Below are 16,552 nucleotides of genomic sequence, written 5' to 3'. Positions count from 1 at the left end.
CGGGTCCAGTTATTCGCAGCCGCAACCTCGTCCGATTATCCACGAAGTTCCACGCGGGGCGCGGCCGCAGCCGAGCGATGGGACAGGTCCAGGGCCTGCGCCAGCAGCGTGTACTTGGTATCGAGATCCGAACCGAGGTTGCCGGGCCACCTGCCCTCATCGATATAGGCCAGGAACGTCTGCAGCACGGCGGCGAAGTACTGCTCGTGCGTGGTGCGCAGCGCCTTCGGGATCGTGATGCGGAACTCCGCGCCGGCGGGCTCGACGCCGAGCCCGGGGAACTCGGTTTGCATCTTGGCGACGGCGTCGGTCAGCGCTTCGGCAAAAACCTTGCCGCCTTCGGCCGGGCTGATGGTAAGCATGGTCAGGAATCCCGTCTCCGGCCCCTGATCGACGATCAGATCGGACTTGGTCCCCCGTAGAATGGCACGGTGAAGGTCGCCGCTGCCCTCCGGTTCTTCCAACGCCCAGAGCGTTTCGATTTCCACCGGAATGCCGCGCAGTCGATACGACAGCGCGGCGTTGCATAGATACTGTAGCGCGCCGTCGGCCACGCGGTCACGCAACGCTGCCGGAAAATCTTCGAGACCGGTGATACGCGAGAAGAGGTCGCGCGGAATGGCCGTCGGCCACTGTCGCGCCGACAGTCGCTCGACATGCCAGTCGAAGTCGAAGCGCACGCCGTCGCCGGTCATCCATTGCACCAGGTCGACCAGATGCGTGGTGACATCGGTGATGCCCTCGCCTTGCACCGCGGGATCGAAGTACCAGGCTGGCCGCTGCAGCGGCCGGTTGTTGACCCTCTTGTAGAGGTGATGCACGCTGCGGACGGCAATCGCGGGTTGGTCGCCGTCGATGCGGAAGTCGCCGAATACCGCGGACTGCTGTACGAGCGCCTTCTGCACCCGGTTCGCCACCTCATGGCGCTCGGTCATGATATCCATCGCCAGCGGCGCACTCGCGGTGACCTCTCTCAGCAGTCCGATCTGCTCGCTCTCGATCAACCAGGGCTTGTCGCCCAGCACGCGAAAACCCTGCGCGTGCAGGATATGGATTAGCGGTATTTTCTCGTTGTTCCTGCCGGCGACGATGACGACCTCTCCCGGACGCTGCGCGATCAGCTTCTCCATATAATCGGCACCGCGATGGACGTAGAGCATCCAGTCCGTCGGGTCGACTTCGCGATCGTTGAAGGAGTGAACGAGGCGCACGAAATGGTCCACGTCCGGTCCATCTTCGGCGAAGACATGAACGTCGTCGTCGATCAGCGGATGGCGCTCGCGCAGCGTGAGTGCGGCGTGAAAGTGGCCGGGATTGAGAATGACGATAGTGTGCTTCTTCTGCACGGCGCGTGTTCCCTACCGGGTTCCCATACTTGCGGCACTGAAATGAACCGGAGCGCCTTTCGCAGCGCTGTCGAGCAGCGCATCGATCAGCCGGTGCACACGCAGCGCTTCTTCGCCGTTGACCCGTGGCTCGCCGCCGCGCTGGATCGCATCCAGGAAATCCCGCCAGACGCTGCGGTGATAATCGTGTGGGAAGGCCATCGGATCGGCGCCGGTGCCTCCCGATGAACCATCCGCTGCCAGGATTTGCGTATGCCCGTCGTGCCGGCGCACTTCCAGTGCCGTACCGAGCAGCGTCGCCGTGCCGCGCGTGCCGGTGAGTTCGATGCGCTCCGCCGCACCCGGATAAGCCGCGGTGGTGGCCTCGATGACGCCGAGGGCGCCATTGCGCCAGCGCACCGCCGCGCAGACCATGTCCTCGCTCTCCATGCGATGAACCGGGGTCGTACCCGCGAGGCTCATCACTTCCGCGGGTTGGCCGGCGAGCGACAGCAGCACATCGAGCGTATGGATTGCCTGCGTGATCAGCACCCCGCCGCCGTCGCGCGCGCGTGTGCCGCGCCCGGGATCGTCGTAATAACTCTGCGGCCGCCACAACCGGATGATGGCTGAGGCGCCAACCAGGGCGCCAATCTCTCCACTGCGCAGCAGTTCGGCCAGCCGCTCCACGGCAGGCTTGTGGCGATGCTGCAGAACCACGCCGAGCGTAACCCCGCCCGCGCGGCATTCGGCAACCATTTCTTCGGCGCGGGCCGTGGTGATTTCAAGCGGCTTCTCCAGCAGTACGTGCTTTCCGGCGACGGCGCAGCGCTTGACGATTCCCAGATGCGTATTCGGCGGCGTCAGCACCGCAATGGCGTCGATCGAGGGATCGTCGAGAATGGTTTCCAGCTTGTCGCACTGGGAAAACGGAAATTTCTCCGCGAACTTCGCGCGCCGCTCTGCACTCGGACTATAGGCGTAAGCGACCTCGACCCGGCCGGCAAGGTCGAGTGCGCTCTTTGCGTGCGGCTCGACGGCCATGCCAAGCCCGACGATGGCAATGCGTGTCTTCTTCATTTATTTCGGAAACCTCTGTTCAGTCACGCCGCGGCCTCGTCAGCCGCGTGGCTTGCTCCGCATTGACGGCCCCCTTCGGTGCGCGGCCCTCGAGAATTTCGGCAACCTGCGCCACCGTCTCCAACGCCTGATGCTCGGTCGCCTGTGGCGTGAGTCCGCCGATGTGCGGCGTGGCGATCACCTGTGGATGGCGCGCGAGCGCGGGCGACGGCGTCTGATCCGCGGCACGGCCGACATCCATTGCGCAGCCGGCGATGCGTCCGCCGTCGAGCGCACGCAGCAGCGCCGCTTCGTCCACCAGATTGCCGCGCGAAGCATTGACGAAGAAGGCGCCCGGTTTCATTTGTGCGAAAGCCTGTTCGTTCATCAGATTTTCAGTCTCTTCGGTTGCGACCGCAAGGCAGGCGACGAAATCCGATTCCGCCAGCAGTTGCGGCAACTCGACGTGAGCCAGTGCGGCGTTCACGACTTTCGCGTAGGGATCGCTGACGAGTACGCGCATTCCCAGCGCGATCCCCAGATCGCACAGGTAACGCCCGATTTGACCGTAGCCGATGACGCCGAGCGTCGCGCCTTGCAACTGCCGTCCCATGACCGACACCGGCACTTTGCCGGCATGGTAGTCCTCGGTCGCGAGGCTGATCCTGCGTCCCAGGTCGATCATGGCCCCCAGCACCCATTCGGCCGTAGCGGGGATGAAGCCCGCGCTCGCCTGCGTCACCAGCACACCGTGCACGGAGGCTGCTGCGACATCGACGTTACGGATATCGATTGCACAGCGGCAGAACGCCACCAGCCCCGGCAGGCCGGCGAACAGTTCCGCATCGCCGGGAACATGGCGATGGGTCACGATGATCTCGCAGCCGCGTGCCGCCTCGATCAGTTCGGCGGTGCTCAGTTCCCGTTCCAGCGGATTGCGGCGCACTTCGCCCAATGCCTTGAGCGCGGCGAGGGCCTTATCGCTGTAATAGTTTTCCCGGACTTGCGGCGGATGCGTGAGCAGGATGGTAGCCACGATGACTTGCTACGCTTTCGGAAATCCGAACAAATGCATGTGCGTGTCGCACGTGCCCGTTGGCGCGATCAGCTTCGGACGATGCCGGTTCATTTCTTCTTCGGTTTCGGCGCTTTCTTCAGCTTGGGGGCCTTCTTTGACTTTCGCGCCTTACCAAGTTTAGGGGCCTTCCCCAAATCAGGAGCCCTGCGACTCGGGTCGCCGCCGATCTCGGCGAACACGAAGTTGCCGCCCTGATACCTCTCGGCACGCGGATCGCCCGGCTTCTCCCTGGCCAGCACTTCGTCGGCATAACGCTCGGCATCGTCCTGCGGTTGATAACCGAGCCGATGCGCGTTCGCATTGTCGTACCAGCTGCGCTTGTTGTCGGAGACGCCGTAGACGATTTCGAAACGGATATTCGGATTGTCGATGCCCACCGAGACCAGCCGGGCGAAATCGCGCGGGCTGATCCAGTTCGACAGCCGCCGCTTGTCCGGCGGCGCAATCGTGACGTTGCCGATGCGCATGCAGAATACTTCCATGCCGTACTTGTCGGCATAGAGACTGCCAATCTGCTCGCCGAAGGCCTTCGAAACGCCGTAGCGGCTATCCGGTTTCGGATAGACACGGTGATCGATCTTCTCGTCGCGCTTGTAGAAGCCGGTGGCGTGATTGCTGGACGCGAACAACACGCGCTTGACGCCGTTCCTGAGCGCGGCCTCGAACAGGTTGTAGCAGCCGATGATGTTGGCACGCAGGATCATCTCCCACGGCCCTTCGACCGAAAATCCACCGAGATGCACGATCGCATCCACATCCTGGGTGACGCGCAGCATGTCGGACATCTTTGCGACGTCGCCGGGCGCCGATTTTTCTCCGGCGGCGAGCGCATTGATCGGCCGCACGTCGGATAAACGGAGATGGTACTTGCCGGCCAGCTCGCGGCGCAGATGCGTACCGACGTCGCCCGCGGCGCCAGTGATTAAAATTGTTTTCATAGACCGACCGACGTATCCTGTTTCTGTTGAGGCGAGTCCGGGCGCGCCGCAGCGCACCCGGAAGAACACATCAGCGAATGCCCTTCTCGATCAACGGAACCAGTGTCTTGATGGTTTTCGGCGTGACCACGTCGGCACCGGTATTGATGGAGAGACCGGCAAACCCGTACTTCTTCGACAGCACGCACTGCATCACCGGCAGGAAGCCCTGCAGGTAGAGTTGCTGATCGAGCGTAACGGTGATCCAGCCTTTCTGCAGGCCGTCGATGGTCGCGGGAGCAAGATCGATCCCGCCGACGATGACGTCGCCCGGCTTCTTGCCTGCCGCTTGCAGCGCCTTGGGGATTACCGACGTAACGCCGCCGTGCTGCGTGCCGATCCCCTTCACGCCCGGATTCTTGGCAAGATAGGCCGTCAGCACCGGTACCGCCAGCGAGCTGTCGGAGTTCACTTCAGCGGAAATCTCGAGGTAGTCGACTTTTACGCCGGCCTTCTCCAGCGTGTCCTTCAAGCCTTTGTCGGATTGACCGCGCTCGGCCTCGCTCAGGAGGCCGTAGACCAGGGCCTTGTCGCCGGACTTGAGTCCTGCCTCGAGCATCTTGGACGCCGTGATGGCACCGCCCGCATACAGTTCGACGCCGGCATAGCCGGTACCCTTCGATCCGTACATCTGCTGGATCTTGGTCAGCGGCGAATTCCCGACCGTGATCAGAATGCCCTTGTCTTCCGCCTGCTTGACCAGCGGTTCGAAAGCATTGTTGCCCGGATGGCCCATGATGCCGATGCAGTCCGGCCTGGCGGCAAGCGCCTGACGAAAGTGTTCGAGCATCTTTTCCGGTTGCCAGGCCGAATACTGCTCGATCACCTTGATACCGAACGCATCGGCCGCCGCCAGGGCACCGTTAGTCCGCGCCCAGGTTGCGCCGTCTCCGGCATTGCCACCCATCTGCATGTACATCGTCATGCCCTTGCCGAGCGGCTCCGCCGCTTGCGAGGGCACGTAACCCGCCGCGAAAATGACCGCGGCCGCGGTCGCTGCCAGAAGTTTGCCTTTCATGTTGGTTCCTCCATGTCGCGTAACATCTTTTGATATCGGGGCATCGCTCTCGAACACCCCGCATTCAGAGCGCTGTTATGCAGCGCTCCACCGCCGAACGGTTTTGTGCCGTCCATGGTTTTGCCGGATTCAACTTCCCGGTTTTATCCCGAAGGCGCGCGCGAGCCATGTCCTGCGCTGCGGTTGTTCCATCGTCAGATGGAAGATGACGGCGGCCAGGAACACCAGTCCGACCACCGCCCGCACCCAGAAACCCTGAATCCCGGTCGCCGTCAGCCCCGCCTCGATCATCGAGATGATGAAAGCACCGATAAACGTACCGACGATCGTCGCCTGGCCGCCGAAGATGGACGTGCCGCCGATGAACACCGAGGCGAGCGCAATCAGCAGATAACCCTGGCCTTGCGTATTGAAGAAGTTGCGGTTCTCCAGCGTCAGCAGGATCGCGGCAAATCCCGCGAGCGTTCCCATCAGGGTAAACAGTTTCACCCGTTCGCGGGCAACGTTGACGCCGACCACGCGCGCGACACCGGCGTTGTCGCCGATGAACAGGACATGCTCGCCGAAGCGATGCCGGTTCATGATGAACCACAACAACACCGCGAGGCCGGCGGCCCACAGCGCCTGCGCCGGGAAATCGCCGATCTTGCCGACGAACACGAGCCACATCGACGTCTCATCGACGGTTCTCAGGCTATAAGAGGTGCCCCCCGAAATGACGGTGGTGATGCCGCCCCAGAAGAACTGGGTCGCCAGCGTCGTGATGATCGACGGCACGCCGATGTAAGCGACGATCAAGCCATTGATCAGCCCGATCAGGGCGCCGCCGGCGATGGCGGCCAACACCGCCAGCCAGATCATGTCGTGGTCCCGGTAAAGCATCGCCAAGAGGTAACCGGAAAAGGCGATGATCGACGGAAAGGAGAGGTCTATCTCGCCCGCGGCGATCACGAAGGTAAGGCCCAGCGCCAGCACCAGCACCGGCGGGACCGTGGTCAGGAACGAAAGGTAGATGGGGAGGCTGAGAAATACTTCCGGCGTGGCGACAATGAAGCAGCCGATCAGCGCAACAAAGACCACGATGATCGGCAGGCCTTCGACCCGGGACATCGATATGCGCGGCATCAGGCGGCGTCCTCGGTGGTGTCTTTCTGCAGATCGAGGAGAAAACGGGTGAGCTCGGTCAGCGTGACTTCGCCTTTGCGGAAGATTTTGGCTATCTCGCCCCGATCCAGAATCACGAGTTTATCGGCGAGTTCATGGACATGCGCCAGATTGTGCTCGATGTAGACGCAAGCGCGTCCGCGCTGTTTGATGGAACGCACGAAGTCGAGCACCTTCTGCACTTCCTTGATCGCGAGCGCAACGGTGGGCTCGTCGAGGACGACCAGGTCGGCATCGAAGTACATGGCGCGCCCGATCGCGATACCCTGGCGTTCGCCCCCGGAGAGCTTCTGCACCGGGCTGTCGGCATCGACACCGACGCCGCGAAACCCGATCTGGTTCTTCAGCACGTCATTGGTGATTGCCTTCTGCTTTTTAATGTCGATGAAACCGAAGCGGTTGGTGATCTGCCGCCCGACGAAGAAGTTGCGCCACAGCGGCTGCTTCTCGCCGAGACTTTTTTCCTGGTAAACCGTTTCTATGCGCCAGTCGTGAGCCTGGCGCACCGAATAATGCGAAAGGTCGATCCGTTCGTCGCGGATGTAGAGTTCGCCGCCGGTCGGCCTGACTACGCCGGTCATGATCTTGATCAGCGTGGACTTGCCGGCGCCGTTGTCGCCGATCAACCCGACGATCTCGTCGCGGCCCACGGTAAGGCTCACGTCGTTCAGCGCGATCACATTGCCGTAGGCCATGCGGATCTTCTCCATCCGCACCATGTACTCGTATGTCCGCTCGCCCATTGCAGGTTATAGACGTTAGCCGGTCTGGTCCCTTGCACATCGACAACAGAAATCCACGGAGCGCCTTACTCCCGTGATGCAAATTCCCGGCAAGGCGCCCCTGCGCGCGGCGGTAACAGCGTACGCCCCCCGCGCAGATCGTTCACTCACTTAAACAGCACGAGCGCCTTGGTGACCGTCGTCCACACGCCCCAGGCCAGCGGGATGCCGACGAACAGCCAGAAGGCCAACACCAGACCGCGGTGACTTCCCCGCCCGCTCACTGCCGCCGCATCCCCGCCGACCGCGATCTTCGCCGCGGCGTCGTGCGCGAGCTTGCGTTCCGCTTCAAGTTCAGCGTCAGTCATGAACCATTTCGGATTCACCGGACGCACCAGCAGGTTGCAGATGAAACCGCCGACCAGCAGCGCCGCGAGAATGTACATCGTGGTGTCGTAAGCGGCGCTCTTGGGTACGCCGTGCTTGATCTGATAATCGTTGATGTAGTTCACGATCACCGGACCGAGCACGCCGGCAGTCGACCACGCAGTCAGCAGGCGGCCATGGATGGCGCCTACCATTTGCGTGCCGAACATGTCGGCGAGATAGGCGGGTATGGTCGCGAAGCCGCCGCCATACATGGTGAGGATGATGCAGAAAAAGCCAACGAAAAGCGCCATGTTGCCGGCATGCCCCGCCCACGGCGCAGACGCGTACAAAATGAAACCAAGCGTGAAGAACGCGAAGTACGTTGCCTTGCGCCCGATGTAATCGGACAACGAGGCCCAAATGAAACGCCCCGCTATGTTGAACAGGCTCAGCAGGCCGGTAAAACCGGCGGCGATCGCCGCGATCTGGCCGAGCTGTTCCTTGCTGAGTTCGTCGAATTTCAGATCCATGGCAATCAGCCGGCCGCCGAATATTTCCTGCAGCATCGGCGAAGCCATGCCGATGACGCCGATGCCCGCCGACACGTTCAACATCAGAATGCCCCACAGCAGCCAGAACTGCGGCGTCTTGTGCGCGTTCTTCAGATGCACGTGCCGCATGGTGATCATCGCATTGGCCGCCGCATTCGCCGGCGGTGTCCAACCGACCGGTTTCCAGCCGGTCGGCGGTATCCGGTAGGACAGCGCGCCGATCATCATGAACACGAAGTAGATCGCTGACATGGCGACAAAGGTTTCCCAGACACCGACGGAAGTCGGTGTGGCGAAAATTTTCATCAGCTTGTCGGCCAGCGGCGAGCCGATCATCGCACCGCCGCCGAAGCCCATGATCGCCATGCCGGTGGCCATGCCGCGCCGGTCGGGGAACCACTTGATCAGCGTCGACACCGGGGAGATGTAGCCCAGACCCAGCCCGATGCCGCCGATGACACCGGAACCCAGCCACATCAGCCACAACTGATGGGTATAGACCCCGATCGCCGACAGCAGCAGTCCGCCGCACCAGCACAAGGCGGATACCACACCCGCCTTGCGCGGGCCTGCATGCTCGAGCCACCCGCCCCAGATTGCCGCGCTGGAGCCGAGGAAGACGAAGAACAGCGTGAACATCCAACCCAGGATCGGCTTGTCCCAATCGCAGGTCGTGGTGAACAGCATGCTGATCCAGCTCATATCGGCCGGACAGGCGACCGACTTGGTGATGCCAAGCGACTTGGTCAGTGGCAACCAGAACACGGAAAAACCGTAAGCCATGCCGATGCAGAGGTGAATGCACAACGCGGCGGGCGGCACCAGCCATCGATTGAACGTCGGTCCCGCGATACTGCGTTCCTTATCCAGAAATCCGGCCATGCTACGGTTCCTCCTTGTTATTTTTCAGTCCGGGGCTCTAGCTCAGGCCCGGTTAGGTCTCTACGGTGCTGGCGAATAATACCGTAAACCTTTCGCAGTCCAATACCCGGCCGCCATCGTTGTAAACGATGATAACCTTCCGATTTGTAATAAATTTATTCAGTAGAGGCATAGGCACTTTCGTTCATAACCAATCGCAATCCTCGTGTCCCCTCGCCCCTCGCCCCACTCCCCTCTCCCCTCCGTGACCTCGGTCACGGTCGTCGTTCTCGCCGGCGGCCTGGGCCGCCGCATGGGCAACATCGACAAGGGGTTGCAGTTGCTCGAAGGCAGTCCGCTCATAGCCTGGGTACTGCAACGCCTGGCCCCGCAGGTCGGCGAAGTCCTGATCAATGCCAACCGAAATCGCGACGTGTATGCCACGTTCGGTCATCGCGTCGTCGAAGACCGGGTCGGCGGCTTCGCCGGACCGCTGGCGGGAATCCACGCCGGGTTGTCGGAAGCAGGGTACGAACGGGTCGCCTTCGTACCCTGCGATACACCGTTTCTGCCGGAAGACCTGGTTTCGCGATTGCTGGTACCGCTCGCGAACGAGAACATGGACCTGAGCGTGGCGAAGACCGGCACGCAGCCGCATCCGGTCATCTGTCTCATGCGCAAACGCCTGCTGCCGCACCTGACGGCCTATCTCGACGGCGGCGGGCGCAAGGTCGACGGCTGGTATTCGACGCTGAACGTCACCGAAGTGGCGTTCGACGATCAGGCACGGGCATTCAGCAACATCAATACGCCTGAAGAATTGAAGTCGATTGAGTCCGCTGCTCATCGGCGCGATGCCAAAGAGTCCTAGCAAGCAAAGCTTATGGCCGGCGCATACGAGCCAGCGCCAACGTACCGATAGCCATCAACACCGCTGCCAGCGCAAAACCGAACACCGGCGACACGACCGTCCACAATACACCAACGGCGGTACTGGAAATGAGCTTGGCGGTTCCGTTGACCGTGCCGAGTGCGCCGTAGCTGATGGTCAGCGTATCCGCGCTCACCATGTCAGCGGTCACCGTGGACTCCAGCGCTTCCTGCACGGCGACATACAGACCAGCGATGAAAAAGACCACGCCGAGCAATGCCACGCTATCAATGCGTAACCAGAAGGCGAGTGCGGCCAGAGTAGCCGTCAGCGCTCCCAGCACGTAGCCGACGACCAGCACAGACAGGGAACCAAAGCGGTCTGCCAGCACGCCCACCGGGTAGGACATGACGACCTGCACCGCATTGCGCCAGACATAAAGCAAGCCGGCCACTTGCGCTGCCTGCACGATGCCCATCGACGCAGCGAGCAACTGAGTGGCCGCAAGGATCAGCAGGCTATGGGAAAAATCACCGATGCCGAACAGGCCAACGGCACCCAGGTAACGCTTGAACCGCGCAGGCAATCCACGCAGCGCGCTGAAAAACTTTAGCGCGGGATTGGGAGAGTGCTCGGGGTCTTTTACCAGCGTCAGAAAAGCCAGCACCGCCAGCGCGCCGGGAATGACGCTCAGCCACAGCACAAAGCGAAACGGGCCGGCAGAATCTTGCCAATGCCATGTTCGCGCCCATCCCAGCAAAGCCACACCAAGCAAGGGACCGACGACGGCTCCCACCGTATCCATCGCACGGTGGAAACCAAATGCGCGCCCGCGCGTGTCGGGGCTGATGGACTGGACCACGATGGCATCGCGCAACGGGCCGCGCAATCCCTTGCCGAACCACGAGACGAGTCGGCCCAGTAACAACAGTGGCCAACCCACTGCCATCGCGATCACTACCTGGCCCACCGGAGTCAGCCCGTAGCCTACAAGCACCAGCAATTTGCGGTGGCCAAGTTTGTCGGCCAGGTAACCCGACATCATCTTGGTGAAACTGGCCACTGCGTCGGCGATGCCCTCGATGGTACCGAGCACGGCGGCCGGGATGCCGAGTACCACAAGGAGACCAGGCAGGATTACGGTGGTAGTCTCATAGCAGAAATCGCCCAGTGCGCTGGTCAATCCAGCACCGAACACGGTGCGATTCAGCCAGCGCCTGGCCGCTGGGTATGGGATGGAGCCGTCGACCGGCGGCGCAACGCCGGACTCGTCAGATGTATTCACGGCGGCACGACGTGCGTGGGGGCGCATCAACCGTCGGTAATCGCGCCCTTGCTGGCGGTGGACACAAGTTTTATGTATTTCGCCATCACGCCGCGAGTATAGCGTGGCGCCGGCTGTTTCCATTTCTGGCGGCGGCTTGCCAGCACATCTTCGGGGACGTTGAGCTGGATCAGCCGCTTATCCGAGTCGATGGTGATCGAATCGCCTTCCTCTACCAGCGCAATCGTGCCCCCGGCATAGGCTTCGGGTGCGACGTGCCCGACCACCATCCCCCAAGTGCCCCCGGAAAATCGCCCGTCGGTGATCAAACCGACCGATTCACCCAGTCCCTGCCCGATGATCGCCGAAGTCGGAGCGAGCATTTCCTGCATCCCCGGCCCGCCCTTCGGGCCTTCGTAACGGATCACAATGACGTCTCCAGGCTTGATCTTCTTCGCCAGAATGGCCTCGAGCGACTCGGGCTCGGAGTTGAAAACCCGGGCCGGACCCGTGATCGCATGCTGTTTCAGTCCGGTGATTTTGGCAACGCAGCCTTCGGGGGAGAGATTGCCCTTGAGGATCGCGAGATGGCCGTGCGGGTACACCGGATTGTTCCAGGGCCGGATCACGTCCTGATCCTTCCTTGGCTCGTTCGGGACATCGGCCAGTTCCTCCGCAATGGGTCGGCCGGTGATCGTGAGGCAATCGCCGTTGAGCACGCCGTTGTTCAAGAGCAGCTTGAGCACTTGCGGCACGCCACCTGCACGATGGAAGTCGGTCGCGACGTAAGGGCCGGAGGGCTTCAAATTGCATAGTACCGGCACTTTCTGGCGCACGCGCTCGAAATCGTCGATGGTCCATTCCACCTCGGCCGCGGAGGCAATAGCGAGGTAATGCACCACGGCGTTTGTCGATCCGCCCGTCGCCATCACCAGGCTGACCGCGTTCTCGATCGACTTGCGCGTGATGATTTGTCGCGGCTGGATTTTCTGTTTTATTGCGTTGACCAGGACCTTGGCGGACTCCGCCGCAGAGTCGGCTTTTTCCGGATCCGGCGACGCCATCTGGGACGATCCGAGCAGGCTGATGCCCAGCGCCTCGAACGAAGATGACATGGTGTTGGCGGTGTACATGCCACCGCAGGCCCCCACGGATGGGCAGGCATTTTTCTCGATGCCGATGAAATCCTCGTCGTTCATTTTGCCGGCCGAGTAGGCACCGACCGCCTCGAAAGCGCTGACGATGGTGAGGGCCTGACCCTTCCAGTTGCCGGGCTTGATGGTGCCCGCGTAGACAAAAATCCCCGGTACGTTCATACGCGCCATCGCCATCACGCTTCCGGGCATGTTCTTGTCGCAGCCGCCGACACACATTACCCCGTCCATGACCTGGCCGTTCACCGCGGTTTCTATCGCATCCGCAATCACCTCGCGCGAGACAAGCGAATACTTCATACCCTCGGTGCCCATGCCGATGCCGTCCGTGACGGTGGGAAAACCAAACATCTGCGGCATCGCGCCGGCCGTCCTTAGCGCCGCCATTGCGCGATCGACCAGCGGCTGGATGCCGGCATTGCACGGATTCATGTTGGAATGACCATTGGCCACGCCGACAATCGCTTTGTCGAAATCGCCGTCGCCGAAACCGACTGCCCGCAGCATCGCGCGGTTAGGCGCGCGCGCCGGGCCCTGCGTGATGAGTCTGGATCGCCAATTGTCTGCCATGTCAGGACTCCGTCAGGTTGGTTGAAAACGCAGGCCATCTTTGCCCGCAGGTCGTGTTACTTCGCGCTACCGTCCCGCCGGCTTCGCGGTCGTTATCGATCAAAGCCGAGCCCTCTTTCAGCGAGCCTGGCCGCAGTTGTCTGCACTTTCGCGCCCTGAAAAGATACTCGTCTCCGGAACTTACGGCAGGTAGCCCCGATATGGAATCATGGAAACCTCCGACCATCGGACCCTTGCATCGCGTGGTGCCCTACGCGCACGCAAGACCTGCTCGGGGAGAGGCTCATCCTCCATCAGCCCAACGACCACTTCACGCCGGCAGTTCGCCACGCGGAAAAATTGGTCCGGATCGCTTTCCAGAAGAAGCTTCTGAGCCAGCATCAGGTCCGCTATCGGAACGCCGGTTGCCGGAACCGCGCAATAGCAATCTCCCGTCGCCATCTCCAGGACATTGAACATGGCGTCCGGCAGAATCACGAACCTCCCTCGTCCGACGACCTCCACGGCGAAGTAGCCGCTGCGCGCGAACTCCTCCCGTTGCCTCGGCGTAAGCACGCGAAGTAACAAACTCTTTGCACGCGCCTCTGCCACAGCGCTCGGACCGCTGCACGCCCGGGAGGCCCGGTCGCCTTTTCCCATGAGGCGCGCAATCGGCCGCAACAAGCCGTGACCCAGCGTTGCCAGGAGCCTGATCTGCACAACTCAGCCGCCAACGATGCGCGGCACCAGGATGGTCTCGTTCTCGATCGCGCCGAAGTCGGTCACCTTATCATCCGCTCGGCCCTCGCCACGGTTAACCTTGAACGCCGTGGCACCTCTTGCAAGCATGCGCTCGAACAACGCCTGCGCGTCGGCGCGGGCCAACGCGCATGCTTCGCCGTCGTCGAAAGCGATCGGCCGATCGCCGGAACTGTCCAGGACTCGAATAGTCTTCATCGTTCTCCTCCTTGTTTATTTTCAAGGCGACTCACTTACGCACCACCGACACGGTGCAGTGGGCATGCGCAATGACCTGGCGCGCCACGGAACCGATCAGCCAATGCTCGAAAAACGTATGGCCGCGATGCCCGACCACAATGTGATCAATGCCGCGCGTTTCGGCATACCGCACGATTTGCTGCGTGGGGTGACCCACCTCGACCTGGAATTGGACATTCAGGGACTCGTGATCGAGCCGACTTTTGAGCGAGTCCAGGAGCCCGCTGTAATGCCGACGCGAGTTCTCGATTACCGCCTCGGTCTCGACTTCGTTGCTCAGTTCCGGCGGACGAGCCACCGCGAGGACATGCAGCTCTGCACCGTACTTGCGGGCGAGATCGACGGCAAACAGGAATGCCTGGTCGGCCGATTCCGAACCATCGTAGCCCAGCAAAACCCTGCGGATCATGGCGCTCTCCTTGTTGGCGTCTGCTGCGCGGTTGGTGGTGACAACGTGGTTTCGGTCACCGCATTTGTGCTCAGCAAGTGGCGCGGCAAAAAGAATGCATTCGCGATCAGCGTGGGCACCACAGCGCTGCCGATGACCGCCGCCACGAGCGCGGAATACTGGGCCTGATCGATGAGTTGATGGGAAAGCCCGAACAAGGCGGAAATCGTGCCGAAGGTCAGGCCGGTGGCCATCAACAGCGTCGTGTATAAGCCCTCCTGTCGGGGTGAATTGTAGAGTCGCGTGACTGGATAGACTCCGGCTATTTTGGTTGCCATCTTCGCCACAAGCAGAACCAGAAACGCGGCCGGCGCAGCCACGAGTGCCTGCACTGAAACAAGTGATCCGGCGCGGATGAAATAAAACGGGGTCAGCAGACCGAACGTGAGCGTGCGCAACCGTCGCACCAGGGCGTGATCCTTGCCTACGGTGCCGGCCAGCACCATGCCGAGCAAATAGGCGGGCAGCACTGCTTCACTGTCTGCCCAAGTGGCGAGTGCGCCCATGCCGAACAAGGCGAACATCAGAAACTTGGCCTCCAGTTCCGATGGCCGGCCGCCGTAGCGACGGAAGAACCGGGGGGTGAGCCATGGCAGCACGATAAAAATGGCCACCCCCGCGCCGAGAAAGATCAGGGTTCTGTAAGTGAATGGTGCAAAGATAAGTCCGAGCGCGACCACCGTCGCCAAATCGGTGATAAAGCAAGCCGCCAGTACAACTTTTCCATAGTCCGTTGCATTGAGGCCGAATTCCAGCATGACGGCGTAAACCACCGCCACCGAAGTGGTGGACATCGCGATACCCGCAAGCCAGCTTGCCTCCGGTGACCAGCCCAGCCCCCAGCGAGCGATCGCAGTGCAGCCCAGAAAGGGCGCAGCAAAGCTCGCCAGTCCTATGGCGCTCGCCTGCTTCCATTGTTTGCGAAACACGACTGGATCCAGTTCCGCGCCGGCCAGAAACGTTAAAAGGATCGCGCCGGCGCCCGAGAGGAACTTGATCCAGGTTGCGTCCCCCGCCAGCAAGGCGCTGCCCAACGCCGCACCGATCACGAGCTGCGCGATCGTGCCTACTACGATCTCGGACAAGGCGGTCGCAATCCGGAACCGAATCGACAGGAGCGATGCCGCCAGCGCCAGGCCCAGCCAGAGCGAGGCCTGCGCCCAGATCTCGGTCATTGTTCGCTCTCACCGAGCGTGCCGAACTCCACTGTCGATTTGACGTAGAAGACCTGGACGCCTTCTGCCCGCAACCGCGCGAAGAGGCGATCGGATTCCTCCGCGGAGACCGCCATCACAACTTCCACGGGCTGGTCGGCAAGATCGAAGAAGTGCGCGGAATGAATGCGGCGATGATGGCCGAATCCTTCTGCACCCGTGAACATCGTCGCGCCGCGCAAACCCATCTGCTTGGCCAATTGCACCAACCAGTCGCCAATCTGCTTACCATGGTGACGGCGGTCCTGCTGGGTGAAAAACGTGATTTGGTATCCGTTCATGATTCCCCTCCTCAGCGAGTATTCACGACTGCCATTATGCAACTGCCGCCAGCGTCATTAACAACGAACCGGTGACGACCGAATGGACCTGTCCTTTTTGTTGCAAACATTTTTGGACAGGTGCGCGAATGCCTACGCGACCCGTCCGGGCCAAAGCGTAGGCATCATCAGCCACCCTCGAATGAGCGTGGCGGTTAATGGAGGAATGCCATCTCCATGCTGTTGCGAATCTTAGCAAATCCCGCTTGTTCTGACACAGGCGAATACCACCGCCACTCGCTGATGAAAGCGGGTAGTTCCCGGCGACGCCGGGAGGCATCGCAACGCATGGACCAGCTCAGCGCTTGTCGGGGGAATAAGCCGTCGCAGCGCGGGACGGCTGCAGCAGCTGGAAAAACACTTCGTCCTGCTTGACCATGCCGAGTTCGGAGCGGGCCCGTTCCTCGATCGCGTCGTAACCCTGCTTCAGGTCCAGCACTTCGGCGTCGAGCATCGCGTTGCGTGCCGCCAGCTGCGTGTTGGTCTCGCGCTGGGCTTCGACTTGGGCGTCGAGTTCATGCACGCGCAGCCACCCGCCTTTGCCGAACCAGAGCGGATTCTGGATCAGCGCGATCAACAGCACGAGGACGAGGCCGAGGAAGCGCATTC

Annotated in this window: 17 protein-coding genes; 1 reads left to right on the top strand and 16 read right to left on the bottom strand. The window is 61.7% G+C overall.

Features of this window, described 5'->3' with window-relative positions; translation table 11 throughout:
• Positions 1 to 35: 35 nt before the first annotated feature.
• From HY067_19760 to HY067_19725, 8 genes are all read right to left on the bottom strand, one after another.
• A complete protein-coding gene (locus HY067_19760; GenBank protein MBI3530189.1) occupies positions 36 to 1,346 on the bottom strand; it encodes an oxidoreductase in 1,311 nt (436 codons plus the stop codon).
• A gap of 12 nt (positions 1,347 to 1,358) precedes the next feature.
• On the bottom strand, positions 1,359 to 2,405 hold the full coding sequence (locus tag HY067_19755) for a Gfo/Idh/MocA family oxidoreductase (protein MBI3530188.1): 1,047 nt from the start codon (positions 2,403 to 2,405) through the stop codon (positions 1,359 to 1,361).
• A gap of 19 nt (positions 2,406 to 2,424) precedes the next feature.
• A complete protein-coding gene (locus HY067_19750) occupies positions 2,425 to 3,420 on the bottom strand; it encodes a hydroxyacid dehydrogenase (GenBank protein ID MBI3530187.1) in 996 nt (331 codons plus the stop codon).
• 89 nt (positions 3,421 to 3,509) lie between these two features.
• Entirely contained in the window at positions 3,510 to 4,400 is an 891-nt protein-coding gene (locus HY067_19745) for an NAD(P)-dependent oxidoreductase (protein ID MBI3530186.1), read from the bottom strand.
• Positions 4,401 to 4,470: 70 nt separating this feature from the next.
• Entirely contained in the window at positions 4,471 to 5,457 is a 987-nt protein-coding gene (locus HY067_19740; GenBank protein MBI3530185.1) for a substrate-binding domain-containing protein, read from the bottom strand.
• 129 nt (positions 5,458 to 5,586) lie between these two features.
• Positions 5,587 to 6,582 (bottom strand): ABC transporter permease, encoded by a 996-nt coding sequence (locus HY067_19735; GenBank protein MBI3530184.1) that lies wholly within the window; start codon positions 6,580 to 6,582, stop codon positions 5,587 to 5,589.
• Positions 6,582 to 7,364: a sugar ABC transporter ATP-binding protein gene (locus HY067_19730; protein MBI3530183.1), complete on the bottom strand. Its 783-nt coding sequence runs from the start codon at positions 7,362 to 7,364 to the stop codon at positions 6,582 to 6,584. The genes HY067_19735 and HY067_19730 overlap by 1 nt, the downstream gene beginning before the upstream one ends.
• A 146-nt stretch (positions 7,365 to 7,510) precedes the next feature.
• Entirely contained in the window at positions 7,511 to 9,145 is a 1,635-nt protein-coding gene (locus HY067_19725; GenBank protein MBI3530182.1) for an OFA family MFS transporter, read from the bottom strand.
• A 292-nt stretch (positions 9,146 to 9,437) separates the two neighbouring features.
• Between HY067_19725 and mobA the strand changes: the two genes are divergently transcribed.
• Complete coding sequence (gene mobA, locus HY067_19720; protein MBI3530181.1) at positions 9,438 to 9,995, top strand: molybdenum cofactor guanylyltransferase; 558 nt, start codon at positions 9,438 to 9,440, stop codon at positions 9,993 to 9,995.
• Between the two features lie 10 nt (positions 9,996 to 10,005).
• Here mobA and HY067_19715 read toward each other — a convergent pair whose 3' ends face one another.
• The 8 genes from HY067_19715 to ftsB all read right to left on the bottom strand — a co-directional run bounded on the left by HY067_19715 (position 10,006) and on the right by ftsB (position 16,550).
• Positions 10,006 to 11,307 (bottom strand): MFS transporter, encoded by a 1,302-nt coding sequence (locus HY067_19715; GenBank protein MBI3530180.1) that lies wholly within the window; start codon positions 11,305 to 11,307, stop codon positions 10,006 to 10,008.
• Positions 11,307 to 12,983: a dihydroxy-acid dehydratase gene (gene ilvD / locus HY067_19710; GenBank protein ID MBI3530179.1), complete on the bottom strand. Its 1,677-nt coding sequence runs from the start codon at positions 12,981 to 12,983 to the stop codon at positions 11,307 to 11,309. The genes HY067_19715 and ilvD overlap by 1 nt, the downstream gene beginning before the upstream one ends.
• Positions 12,984 to 13,163: 180 nt before the next feature.
• Positions 13,164 to 13,682, bottom strand: a complete 519-nt coding sequence (locus HY067_19705) for a hypothetical protein (protein ID MBI3530178.1) — start codon at positions 13,680 to 13,682, stop codon at positions 13,164 to 13,166.
• Between the two features lie 3 nt (positions 13,683 to 13,685).
• Positions 13,686 to 13,919 (bottom strand): hypothetical protein, encoded by a 234-nt coding sequence (locus HY067_19700; GenBank protein MBI3530177.1) that lies wholly within the window; start codon positions 13,917 to 13,919, stop codon positions 13,686 to 13,688.
• A gap of 31 nt (positions 13,920 to 13,950) precedes the next feature.
• The gene (locus tag HY067_19695) at positions 13,951 to 14,367 is read right to left on the bottom strand and encodes a universal stress protein (protein ID MBI3530176.1); all 417 of its coding nucleotides are present in this window, start codon (positions 14,365 to 14,367) and stop codon (positions 13,951 to 13,953) included.
• Positions 14,367 to 15,584, bottom strand: coding sequence for a cation:proton antiporter (locus HY067_19690; GenBank protein MBI3530175.1), 1,218 nt, complete (start codon positions 15,582 to 15,584; stop codon positions 14,367 to 14,369). Before HY067_19690 ends, HY067_19695 begins: the two co-directional genes overlap by 1 nt.
• Positions 15,581 to 15,904: a DUF190 domain-containing protein gene (locus HY067_19685; GenBank protein MBI3530174.1), complete on the bottom strand. Its 324-nt coding sequence runs from the start codon at positions 15,902 to 15,904 to the stop codon at positions 15,581 to 15,583. Before HY067_19685 ends, HY067_19690 begins: the two co-directional genes overlap by 4 nt.
• 337 nt (positions 15,905 to 16,241) lie before the next feature.
• The gene (ftsB, locus tag HY067_19680; GenBank protein MBI3530173.1) at positions 16,242 to 16,550 is read right to left on the bottom strand and encodes a cell division protein FtsB; all 309 of its coding nucleotides are present in this window, start codon (positions 16,548 to 16,550) and stop codon (positions 16,242 to 16,244) included.
• Positions 16,551 to 16,552: the final 2 nt, after the last annotated feature.

It is taken from the genome of Betaproteobacteria bacterium (genome assembly GCA_016194905.1).
GTDB lineage: Bacteria > Pseudomonadota > Gammaproteobacteria > Burkholderiales > JACQAP01 > JACQAP01.
The sequence above is the reverse complement of the archived record's forward strand: the minus strand, read 5'-3'. Positions and strand labels throughout refer to the sequence as shown.